This window comes from Shewanella algicola, from assembly GCF_014648035.1.
Classification (GTDB): domain Bacteria; phylum Pseudomonadota; class Gammaproteobacteria; order Enterobacterales; family Shewanellaceae; genus Shewanella; species Shewanella algicola.
Window position 1 is genome coordinate 40,971 of the sequence record NZ_BMQI01000034.1, and the last position, 10,692, is coordinate 51,662.

At 42.0% G+C, this 10,692-nt stretch carries 12 protein-coding genes; 9 read left to right on the forward strand and 3 right to left on the reverse strand.

Translation table 11 applies throughout. The features are described from left to right. Positions 1-127 precede the first annotated feature (127 nt). The 9 genes from IEY42_RS14640 to IEY42_RS14680 all read left to right on the forward strand — a co-directional run bounded on the left by IEY42_RS14640 (position 128) and on the right by IEY42_RS14680 (position 7,499). The gene (locus IEY42_RS14640; RefSeq protein WP_188925938.1) at positions 128-901 is read left to right on the forward strand and encodes an alpha/beta fold hydrolase; all 774 of its coding nucleotides are present in this window, start codon (positions 128-130) and stop codon (positions 899-901) included. 99 nt (positions 902-1,000) lie between these two features. Continuing rightward, positions 1,001-1,222 (forward strand): DUF2788 domain-containing protein, encoded by a 222-nt coding sequence (locus IEY42_RS14645; RefSeq protein ID WP_124014960.1) that lies wholly within the window; start codon positions 1,001-1,003, stop codon positions 1,220-1,222. A gap of 6 nt (positions 1,223-1,228) precedes the next feature. Next, positions 1,229-1,501, forward strand: a complete 273-nt coding sequence (gene ybfE, locus IEY42_RS14650; protein ID WP_188925939.1) for a LexA regulated protein — start codon at positions 1,229-1,231, stop codon at positions 1,499-1,501. A gap of 51 nt (positions 1,502-1,552) precedes the next feature. Next, positions 1,553-2,080 carry a flavodoxin FldA gene (fldA, locus tag IEY42_RS14655; RefSeq protein ID WP_188922309.1) on the forward strand — a complete coding sequence of 176 codons (528 nt, stop codon included), beginning with the start codon at positions 1,553-1,555 and terminating at the stop codon, positions 2,078-2,080. A 63-nt stretch (positions 2,081-2,143) separates the two neighbouring features. Continuing rightward, complete coding sequence (earP, locus tag IEY42_RS14660) at positions 2,144-3,331, forward strand: elongation factor P maturation arginine rhamnosyltransferase EarP (RefSeq protein ID WP_188925940.1); 1,188 nt, start codon at positions 2,144-2,146, stop codon at positions 3,329-3,331. A gap of 49 nt (positions 3,332-3,380) precedes the next feature. Beyond that, entirely contained in the window at positions 3,381-3,941 is a 561-nt protein-coding gene (efp, locus tag IEY42_RS14665; protein WP_188925941.1) for an elongation factor P, read from the forward strand. A gap of 276 nt (positions 3,942-4,217) precedes the next feature. Continuing rightward, positions 4,218-5,432, forward strand: a complete 1,215-nt coding sequence (locus tag IEY42_RS14670; protein ID WP_188925942.1) for a pyridoxal phosphate-dependent aminotransferase — start codon at positions 4,218-4,220, stop codon at positions 5,430-5,432. A 109-nt stretch (positions 5,433-5,541) separates the two neighbouring features. Continuing rightward, complete coding sequence (gene yfbR, locus IEY42_RS14675; RefSeq protein WP_188925943.1) at positions 5,542-6,129, forward strand: 5'-deoxynucleotidase; 588 nt, start codon at positions 5,542-5,544, stop codon at positions 6,127-6,129. Between the two features lie 8 nt (positions 6,130-6,137). Further along, on the forward strand, positions 6,138-7,499 hold the full coding sequence (locus tag IEY42_RS14680) for an anti-phage deoxyguanosine triphosphatase (RefSeq protein ID WP_188925944.1): 1,362 nt from the start codon (positions 6,138-6,140) through the stop codon (positions 7,497-7,499). A gap of 199 nt (positions 7,500-7,698) precedes the next feature. Here the strand turns inward: IEY42_RS14680 and IEY42_RS14685 are convergent, their stop codons facing one another. The 3 genes from IEY42_RS14685 to IEY42_RS14695 all read right to left on the reverse strand — a co-directional run bounded on the left by IEY42_RS14685 (position 7,699) and on the right by IEY42_RS14695 (position 10,638). Further along, positions 7,699-8,619: a carbohydrate kinase family protein gene (locus IEY42_RS14685; RefSeq protein WP_188925948.1), complete on the reverse strand. Its 921-nt coding sequence runs from the start codon at positions 8,617-8,619 to the stop codon at positions 7,699-7,701. A 5-nt stretch (positions 8,620-8,624) separates the two neighbouring features. Then, entirely contained in the window at positions 8,625-10,145 is a 1,521-nt protein-coding gene (locus IEY42_RS14690) for a mannitol dehydrogenase family protein (RefSeq protein WP_188925945.1), read from the reverse strand. Positions 10,146-10,284: 139 nt separating this feature from the next. Continuing rightward, positions 10,285-10,638, reverse strand: a complete 354-nt coding sequence (locus IEY42_RS14695; RefSeq protein ID WP_188925946.1) for a hypothetical protein — start codon at positions 10,636-10,638, stop codon at positions 10,285-10,287. Positions 10,639-10,692 lie beyond the last annotated feature (54 nt).

Sequence of the window (10,692 nt, forward strand, 5' to 3'; positions counted from 1 at the left end):
CAAAAAATTCGCATCTCGCGTTTAAATTTACAGCAAAATTGATGTCATCGGTCATCAAAACTTGATTTGCTGTGTGCATTATCGCAAAATTCGGCTCCATTGTTTGATGTCACGAGTTTATCGCACTATGCATTATGTCTCTCACGGCCAAGGTGAAACCGTCCTGCTTATTCATGGGCTATTTGGCAACTTAGATAACTTGAAAAACCTTGCCAGTGTGTTGGAAAAAAACTATCAGGTTATTCGCGTTGATGTGCCCAATCACGGCCTAAGTGAGCATTGGGACACGATGGACTACCCAACACTTGCCAATGCAATGGTGGCATTACTTGACCAACTCAGCATTGCGAATGCCCACATCGTAGGCCATTCAATGGGCGGTAAAATTGCTATGGCTATGGCATTATTGCATCCAACACGAGTAAAAAGCTTGGTTGTTGCCGATATTGCCCCGGTAGCTTATGAGCCGCGCCACCAAACCGTATTTGCGGCGTTAACCAGTTTAGTCTTTGACGAACATACCAGTCGTAAATCAGCATTGGCCCATTTAATCAGCTCAGGTATTGATGAAGGGACTTCTCAATTTCTATTGAAAAACCTGCAACGTACTGACACAGGTTTTGAATGGAAGATGAATCTTGATGGTCTAATTCATTGTTACCCGCGTATTATTGGTTGGGATTTGCCAATCAGTGCTGATGTGCATTTTGACAAACCAACACTGTTTATACGCGGCGGCGACTCAAACTATGTTACCGCAGAACACCGCGATGACATTGTTCGCCAATTTCCTCAAGTAACCGCAAAAACCTTAAATGGTACTGGCCATTGGCTGCATGCACAAAAGCCTGAGATATTTAATCGTATCGTGGCTGAGTTTATTGAACAAAACCAAGGGTAAATTTTAATAATTTACTGTTTTTCACATACCCAATTCTGACACGATGTGATATATTCGCGCCCTCTTTTCGCCAGACATGACTAAAGCGAAGGTAGAAGTATGTTAAATCAGTACATGGATCAAATTGAAGCCGTTGGGTTGAACTTGTTTTTTGCGTCGATATTCTTTTTTATCGGCATGGCAATCCATGATGTGCTTAAACAAGGTGATGTACCTAAGTTTGGTCGATATATTGTTTGGGCAGTGTTATTTCTCGGCTGTGCCGGGTTTATTGCAAAAGGTATTATACAGATGACCTGGGAAGGCTCTGGGATCGGTTAAAATACAATGGCAAAAGAAACAACAGATAGAACGACTATTGACCTTTTTGCCAGTGAAACACGCCGGGGGCGTCCGAGAAGTAACCCACTTTCTCGGGAACAGCAATTAAAGATCAATAAGCGAAACCAAATTCAGCGTGATCGCGCTAACGGTTTAAAGCGAATAGAGTTAAAAGTGTCACAAGATTTATATGATGCCTTGAACCAACAAGCTTTGGACAGTAACATCAGTCGTAGCCAGTTAATCGAATTTATTCTGCAACAGCAACTCGACAACTGAGACGTTTTTCGAACATCGCACAACGCGAACTAGATATTTAAAGGATAGACAATGGCAACTGTAGGTCTTTTTTTCGGTAGCGACACAGGTAACACCGAAGCTGTAGCCAAAATGATCCAGAAAAAACTGGGTAAAAGCATGCTCGATGTTAAAGACATCGCTAAGAGCACTAAAGAGCAAATCGCTGAATACGACTTGCTTATGTTTGGCATTCCAACTTGGTATTACGGCGAAGCGCAGTGCGACTGGGATGACTTTTTCCCTGAGCTTGAGCAAATCGACTTTACCGATAAATTAGTAGCAATTTTTGGTTGTGGTGACCAGGAAGACTACGCAGAATACTTCCTTGACGCTATGGGCATGGTCCGGGACATCGTTGAAGCTCGCGGTGGTATTATCATTGGTCACTGGCCTTCTGAAAGCTATGACTTTGAAGCCTCTAAAGGCATGGTAGACGACAATCACTTTGTCGGTTTAGGGATTGACGAAGACCGTCAACCTGAACTCACTGAAGAGCGTGTTGATGCATGGGTTAAGCAAATTTACGAAGAAATGTGCTTAGCAGAATTAGCAGACTAATTCTGGCCTCACCCAACAAAAAAGCGGCTATAGCCGCTTTTTTACTATTTGAAATAAACATAAATGACCACAGCCAAGCTCACTCAAGCAACAAAACACTGGGACATCTTTTGCACCGTTGTCGACAACTATGGTGACATAGGTGTCACCTGGCGTTTAGCCAAGCAATTGGCAGCTGAATACCATATCCCAGTCAATTTGTGGGTAGATGATCTACACAGCTTCTCCCATATTTTACCCAGCCTTAATCCTGCACTGCGTCAGCAAACGTTCAACAGCGTGAATATATTTCAATGGAACAACCCACTAGATATAAGCTATGTAGCGGGTAGCGTGGTTATAGAGGCATTTGCTTGTGAATTACCCGAACAGGTAAAATCGGTCATTGATAAGTTGCACAACCAAGCGCAAAGCGTTGCGCCACACTGGTTAAACCTTGAATATTTAAGTGCCGAAGATTGGGTTGATGGTTGCCACGGTTTACCTTCAACGCAACCTAGTGGTATAAAAAAGTGGTTTTATTTCCCAGGTTTTAACCGCAAAACTGGCGGCTTAATTCGCGAGAAAAATCTCTTTAATGAGCGAGACCAATGGCAAGCCAACCCCAATAATAAAATGGCACTTTTTAAGCAGCTAGGTTTAAGAGGCATTCATGTTGATGACACTGTTGTTAGTGTGTTTAGTTATGAAAGCCCGGCATTAACGGCATTAATGGCCCAATGGCAAACATTAGCCAAACCGATACACGCACTCATTCCCAAAGGTCGCAGTTTAACCAGCGTAGCGCCTTTATTACCTGTTGACGTGAATGATTTGATGCCCGGCCAACAATTTAAGATGGGAAATCTTACACTGCATATATTACCCATGACCGACCAAATAGGTTTTGATCGCTTGCTATGGAGCTGTGATTTTAATATTGTGCGAGGAGAAGATTCATTTTTGCGGGCCCAATGGGCAGCCAAACCTTTCATTTGGCACATTTATCCGCAAGAAGATGATTATCATCTCGTAAAATTACAAGCTTTTATGCGGATTTACTGCGATAATCTTGCGGCAGAAATATCGACAGCTTGGTGTGAGGTGAATTTGGCCTTCAATCAAGGTGATCAACAAGCCGTAGTGAACTACTGGCAACAATTACATTCTGTTATTTTGCCGTTACAGCAACACGCACTTAATTGGCCAAATAACGCGTTAAATGATGCAGATCTTGCGAGTCGACTAGTTCAATTCGTTAAAAATAGCTAAGATACTGCTCTGTAAATATAGAAAATCCATATATATAGGAAATAGTACAATGAAAACTGCTCATGAAATCCGTCCTGGCAACGTGATCATGTTAGATGGCAGCCCATGGGTTGTTCAGAAAACTGAAACAACTCGTTCTGGCCGTAATGCTGCAATCGTTAAGTTAAAACTAAAAAACTTATTGCTTGATTCTGGCACTGAACAAACCTTTAAAGGTGAAGACAAGTTAGACGATATCGTTTTAGAACGTCTAGATTGTACATATTCTTACTTTGCTGATCCTATGTATGTATTTATGGATGAAGAATACAACCAATACGATGTTGAAGCTGACAACCTAGGTGATGCGGCTGCATACATCGTTGATGGTATGGAAGATCAGTGTCAAGTGACTTTCTACAACGAGAAAGCTATTTCTGTTGAGTTACCTGTTCACATCGTACGTGAAGTTACCTACACAGAGCCTTCTGCTCGTGGCGATACTTCAGGTAAAGTAATGAAACCAGCGACCATCACTGGTGGTGGTACTGTTACTGTTGCAGACTTCGTTAAAGTCGGTGACAAGATTGAAATTGACACTCGCACTGGCGAGTTCAAAAAGCGCGTTTAATCGCCCGTTAATTTGAGTTTCAGCTGAAATAGCCATAACTCAAGTAAACTCTCTAAAAGTCAGCATACGTGCTGGCTTTTTTGTCTCTACACATTATACAAACGCTAAAAATAGCCACAAAAACAGCACAAAACACTAAAGAAAAGGCTTAATTACCCTAAAAAATAGCATGAACGACTGATATTATTCTTCAATTTACTCGTTTCCCTCTTCCACAATATCAATAAATTCGTTATGGTTCGCTAACTTAAGCCGTATTTAGTTATTGAGAGTAGTATGCGACCCATTATCAAATCCAATAAACTTGACTCTGTTTGCTACGACATTCGTGGACCAGTGCATAAAGAAGCCCGCCGTTTAGAAGACGAAGGTCACCGTATCTTAAAATTAAATATCGGTAACCCGGCCCCGTTTGGATTTGAAGCCCCTGAAGAAATCGTGCGCGACGTGATTTTAAACCTGCCCAGTGCGCAGGGTTATTGCGAATCCAAAGGCTTATTTTCAGCGCGTAAAGCCATTGTGCAACATTACCAGGCTCAAGGCATTTTTGGCGTTGATATTGAAGATATCTATATCGGTAATGGTGTGTCAGAACTCATTGTGATGGCCATGCAAGGTCTACTGAACACCGACGATGAAGTGCTAATCCCCTCGCCTGACTACCCATTGTGGACTGCAGCGGCTAACTTAGCTGGCGGCAAAGCCGTGCATTATCGTTGTGATGAAGAAGCGGATTGGTTTCCTGATTTAGACGATATAAAAAGTAAGCTCAACAGCCGCACTCGAGCCATCGTGTTAATTAACCCAAACAATCCAACCGGCGCTGTGTATAGCGAAGAGTTACTGTTACAGGTTATCGAGTTATGTCGTCAGCACGACTTAATCTTATTTGCCGATGAAATTTACGATAAAATTTTATATGACGAAGCAAAACACATTCCTGCAGCGGGTTTATCTGATGATATTTTAACGATCACTTTTAATGGCTTATCAAAAGCGTATCGTGCTGCGGGTTTCCGTGTTGGCTGGATGATGCTTTCGGGTAATTTAAAAGCAGCAAAGAGTTACATCGAAGGCCTAGAAATGCTCGCGTCAATGCGCTTGTGTGCCAACGTGCCTAATCAGCACGCAATTCAAACTGCACTTGGCGGTTATCAGTCTATTAATGAGTTAATCTTACCTAATGGCCGCTTAACCGTTCAGCGCGACGCAGTTTATGAGCTATTAAACCAAATCCCTGGTGTGAGCTGTAAAAAACCCAAGGGCGCTTTGTATGCCTTCCCCAAATTGGACATGAAAAAGTTTAATTTACGTGATGATGAACGCCTAGTGCTCGACTTATTGAAGTCAAAAAAAATATTGCTGGTGCAAGGCACGGCCTTTAATTGGCCAGAGCCAGACCATCTTAGAGTGGTATTTTTACCGCATAAAGAAGACCTCACCAAAGCCCTAGTTGAGTTTGGCGAATTTCTTGATGATTACCAACAATAATCATTAAGCCTCAAACATAAGCGACTGAACAGTCGCTTTTTTTTATCCTAAAGCTCAGGTAAGCTGGCAATATACAGATTATTGTTGATTGAGCGCAGTAAGGAGTCTCATGAGTCATCTATTTGCCCATTTAGCCCGAATGAAATTAATTCAACGCTGGCCATTAATGTACAACGTTCGCCGCGAAAACGTCCAGGAGCATTCATTACAAGTGGCCATGGTTGCACACGCATTAGTGATTATTAGTAATAAAAAATTCGAAACCAATTTAGATCCAAATCAGGCAGCAACCATTGCCATTTATCACGACGCCAGCGAAATCTTAACCGGCGACTTGCCGACTCCGGTTAAGTACTTTAATAAAGAAATCGAAGCCGAATATAAAAAAATTGAAGCCATTGCCGAACAGCGTATGCTTGAAATGGTACCCGATGAGTTTAAAGATGATTATCGCAGTTTGTTTATCAGCGAAGAAGCGGACCCGCAATACAAAGCGATTGTTAAAGCCGCTGACACGCTCTGCGCCTATTTGAAATGTTTAGAAGAACAAAAAGCCGGTAACAGTGAATTTAACAGTGCCCGCAAACGTTTAGAACATATACTCGATGACAATCCCAACCCTGCGGTACGCTATTTTAGAGACTGTTTTATTCCAAGCTTTACCCTCAATCTAGATGAAATTAACCAAATGCTGTAAGGAACCTTATGCCCGATACCACAGAGCAGCAAGACAATATTTGGCACCAGCGCCTACTTGGTGAAGATAAGCAGCGCCGAAATGATCATCGCAGCGCGTTTCAACGCGATCGCGCCCGCATTTTACACTCTGCTGCCTTTAGACGGTTACAGGCAAAAACCCAAGTCTTGGGTGTCGGCATGAACGACTTTTATCGCACTCGGTTAACCCATTCGTTAGAGGTGTCGCAAATTGGTACCGGTATTACCGCACAATTACGTCGTAAATATCCAGAGTTTAAGCCGTTACTTAACTCGATGAGCTTAATCGAATCGGTTTGCCTGGCTCACGATATTGGCCATCCGCCTTTTGGCCACGGTGGCGAGGTGGCACTCAATTATATGATGCGTCATCACGGTGGTTTTGAAGGCAATGGCCAAACCTTCAGAATTTTATCGCGCTTAGAGCCTTACACGCCATCCTGGGGAATGAACCTCACGCGGCGCACCTTACTTGGGATCATGAAATACCCAGCCATGCATTCGCAATTGTTTATTGACCAACAAAAACCCGACATTGCTAATCATCGGCAATTAAAACCCTCTGACTGGCCGCCGGTAAAAGGGTTATTTGATGACGACCAACCCATTATCGATTGGGTGTTATCAGCGTTAAGTGAAAACGATCGCCAACTGTTTATTAGCAGTGAACAAAGCACTGTCAATGCCCACTACCCTCACCTTAAAACGCGGTTTAAGTCGTTAGACTGCTCGATTATGGAGCTGGCTGATGACATTGCTTATGCTGTCCATGACCTAGAAGATGCCATTGTGATGGGCATTGTCAATCAACGCCAGTGGCAACATGATGTTGTCGATCAGCTGCACAGTATTAATGATCAATGGCTCAAATCCGAAATCGCCAACATTGGTGAAAAGCTGTTTTCCCACGAGCATCATTTACGTAAAGACGCCATTGGCACCCTGGTCAATGGTTTTGTCACGGCCATTAGTATCAAGACCAATGACGACTTTGAAGCCGAATTACTCAAATACAATGCAGAGTTGCAGGCCGACTTTGCCTTAACCCTTCATGTTCTCAAACAGCTGGTGTTTAAATACGTCATTCGTAAGCCTGAAATTCAAATGCTCGAATACAAAGGCCAACAAATTATCATGGAGTTGTTTGAAGCTTTTGCATCGGATCCTGAACGTTTATTGCCACTTAACACCCGCGAGCGTTGGTTAGCCGCAAATGCAGAAAACAGTAATCCCATGCGTGTTATTGCCGATTATATTTCAGGGATGACCGATGGATTTGCAGGGAGGTTACACCAACAGCTATTTGGTTCTAAAACAGCGGGGATTTTAGAATTAAGCAGCGAGCAATAATCATATTGTCTAGAAAAGAAAAAAGCGCTTGGTTTTTATATTTATAAATATAAAAACTAAGCGCTAGCGGGTTAAATAAAGGGGAACTAACCCAAACGACACACGACACTTCACTTTTACATACAACAACGTTTTACATACAACTGGTTACATACAATTGGTTACATACAACTCTTTATATCACCGCCAACATCAGCATTTATGCAGGTTGCATAAACGTGTTAATTTGTTCAAGCGTCAACAATGGTGTGGCACCAGCAGATTGCGCCACCATAGCGCCGACAGCACAAGCAAAATCGATGGCATATTGCGGGTTATTGTCACTGCACAATTGATACAATAACGAGCCTAAAAATGAGTCCCCAGCGCCCACGGTATCAACCACATTGATCAGATAGCCAGAGTTGTAAAACTTCTGTCCTTTTACACTTAATAACGCACCATGACTGCCTTTAGTTACACACAAATACTGAGTTTGTGTTTGCCCAGCAATGTAATCGACATTCTGCTCTAATGAATTAAACGGCGATCCCATTGCTTTGGCAATTTCGTACAGTTCATCATCATTTAACTTAATAAAATCAGCTTGATTCATTAGCTTAACAATACTGTCGATATCATAATGCGGCGCACGTAAATTAACGTCAAACACCGTAAAATGAGCCGCGTTCACTAACTCAGTTAGTGTGGCTAATGACACCGGGCTGCGGCCAATTAAACTGCCAAATACCAATACATCAGCTTGCTTAACCTGGCTAATAATGGTGTCGGTTAACGCCACATTGTCCCAGGCGGTGTCAGCCACGATGTCATATGACGCAGAACCATTTTTGTCTAACGTCACCTGAACCGTACTGGTACTTTTATGCGGATTAATCGCAATACAATCACGATTAACGCCACGCTCATCGATAAATGCCAGTAATTCATGGCCTAATTGATCATCGCCTACTGCACTGATCATTGAGCCTTTAATCCCTAACGCATTGAGCCTGACACACACATTTAACGGTGCGCCGCCAACACGTTTACCGTCAGGGAAACAATCCCATAAGACTTCACCAAAACAGCTGATATTGATGTCAGCCTTGGCTTTATGATTCACTAATACACTGTTCATCATACTTAACCTTTTGCTTGTAATCTTGCTTGCATAATCACTTTAATATTACTGTCTTCGGCGTACAAGTCAGCAATAGCGTTACGGTAGTCTTTACAAAAAACGGCTTGATTGTTTAAGTCGCCAAATAAATCGGTTAACTGTAAAAACGCTAATGGGTCTTCACTCGTTTTACTGGCGAAGGTATGTAATTGAGCGGCCATTTGATCGTTAATATCCAGTGCTTCACCTTGTTGATTAACCTGTTTATCGCTGTATAAGCACCAGGTTGCAATCACTAAACACGCTAAAGACGTATCGCGATTTAACGCAATGTTTTCGTTAATGGATGCAATGATAAACTTAGGCAATTTTGCAGAGCTTTCTAAACAAATACGCGCCAAACTGTCTTTAATGTTTGGGTTAGCAAAACGCTCAATTAGGGTATCTTTGTATTGGGTTAAATCGATACCTTCTAACTGATCAATCAATGGCGTGACTTCATCGTCCATAAAACGGCGTAAATAGGTGGCAAATAATGGATCAGAAACCGCCTCATCAATCGTGGCAAAACCATGAATAGAGCCGAGTAAACCTAATACAGAGTGACCGGCATTGAGTAAACGGATTTTCATTTTCTCAAATGGGGTAACATCGCTCACAAATTGTGCACCAACAGTATCTAACGCTGGGCGACCATCACTAAAGTTGTCCTCAATGACCCACTGAGTAAACGCTTCACAGGTGATTGGCCATTCATCCTTAATGTGTAAGGTATTGGCGACATGTTCAATATCGGCTTTGGTGGTGACAGGCGTAATACGGTCAACCATTGCATTAGGGAACGCAACGTTAGTTGCTATCCATTGACCCAGTTCAGCATCAATTTTACTGACAAATGCTAATAACATTTTGCGGGTCATATCACCGTTATGTTGAACGTTGTCGCAAGACTGAACGGTAAAGGGTTTCATGCCATTGGCTTTGCGCTGCATTAATGCGGCAGTAATATAACCAAAGGCGGTGATTGGGTCGTGCAGATTAGCCATATCATGGATAATTTCAGGGTTAGCAAAATCAAACTCACCCGTTGCAGGGTTAAAGTTGTAACCGCCTTCGGTAATGGTCAGAGAGACAATTTTTGTTTGTGGGTTAACTAACTTATCAATCACCTGTTGCTTGTTGTCTGGCGCAAACAGAAAATCAATCATTGAGCCAATCACTTGATGATCAATCTGACCATTTGGGTGACGAACGGTAAGGCTATACAAGTAATCTTGCTTAACCAATACATCACGTAAACCACGATTGGCTTCTAATAACCCTACACCACAAATGGCCCACGACTCTGAGCCTGGTGTTTTGAGTAATTCATTAACGTACATTGCTTGGTGAGCACGGTGAAAACCACCCACGCCAATATGCACGATACCTGCCGTTAACTTACTGCGATCGTATTTCGGCACATCAACATCAGCAGGTAAAGTAGAAAGAGATTGTTGGCTTAGCGTATTCAATGATGCGCGATTGAGTTGAGCGTTCTGCATGGGCATGTGCCTCATAAAAATAACAAATAAACAACTACGTGTTATTAGGGTTAATAACACACCAGACTTAAGACGATTAACTAAGAGTATTCACTCGCCTTAAGCCATTACAGTAATTAATAAATAATAAATAATAAAATTAGACATTCAGTTTCTTATGGCGTTTTAATGCCACGTATGAACAACTAAAATAAATGATAGTACAAGCAAAGCACACACTTTCGAATAATGTCTTATTGTCTGCATATACATCCATATTAGGACTGAAGAACATCACATTAACCGCCAATGCTGTAATGGTTATTAATGAGACAAATGCAAAACCATTTAATAACTTGGTAAAATTACTTCTGTCGTCGATAATGTCTTTATCATTAATAGCCATAGACTCTTGATACTCAGCAATTTGTTGTTGCTCATTCTCATCAGCTAAAATGGCATCGGTATAATCTAAATCAGCACCGTATTTTTTAGCTAGCACGGTATCATACACTGGACCTTAAGTATTAAGTCTGACATAAATCCCATCTAAGGTTATGTCTTCTTT

What these genes read in the sequence shown, in the direction of transcription:
- IEY42_RS14640 (WP_188925938.1), top strand. Translation starts at nt 128, where the DNA reads ATGCATTATGTCTCTCACGGCCAAGGTGAAACCGTCCTGCTTATTCAT.
- IEY42_RS14645 (WP_124014960.1), top strand. Translation starts at nt 1,001, where the DNA reads ATGTTAAATCAGTACATGGATCAAATTGAAGCCGTTGGGTTGAACTTG.
- ybfE (WP_188925939.1), top strand. Translation starts at nt 1,229, where the DNA reads ATGGCAAAAGAAACAACAGATAGAACGACTATTGACCTTTTTGCCAGT.
- fldA (WP_188922309.1), top strand. Translation starts at nt 1,553, where the DNA reads ATGGCAACTGTAGGTCTTTTTTTCGGTAGCGACACAGGTAACACCGAA.
- earP (WP_188925940.1), top strand. Translation starts at nt 2,144, where the DNA reads ATGACCACAGCCAAGCTCACTCAAGCAACAAAACACTGGGACATCTTT.
- efp (WP_188925941.1), top strand. Translation starts at nt 3,381, where the DNA reads ATGAAAACTGCTCATGAAATCCGTCCTGGCAACGTGATCATGTTAGAT.
- IEY42_RS14670 (WP_188925942.1), top strand. Translation starts at nt 4,218, where the DNA reads ATGCGACCCATTATCAAATCCAATAAACTTGACTCTGTTTGCTACGAC.
- yfbR (WP_188925943.1), top strand. Translation starts at nt 5,542, where the DNA reads ATGAGTCATCTATTTGCCCATTTAGCCCGAATGAAATTAATTCAACGC.
- IEY42_RS14680 (WP_188925944.1), top strand. Translation starts at nt 6,138, where the DNA reads ATGCCCGATACCACAGAGCAGCAAGACAATATTTGGCACCAGCGCCTA.
- IEY42_RS14685 (WP_188925948.1), bottom strand. Translation starts at nt 8,619, where the DNA reads ATGAACAGTGTATTAGTGAATCATAAAGCCAAGGCTGACATCAATATC.
- IEY42_RS14690 (WP_188925945.1), bottom strand. Translation starts at nt 10,145, where the DNA reads ATGCAGAACGCTCAACTCAATCGCGCATCATTGAATACGCTAAGCCAA.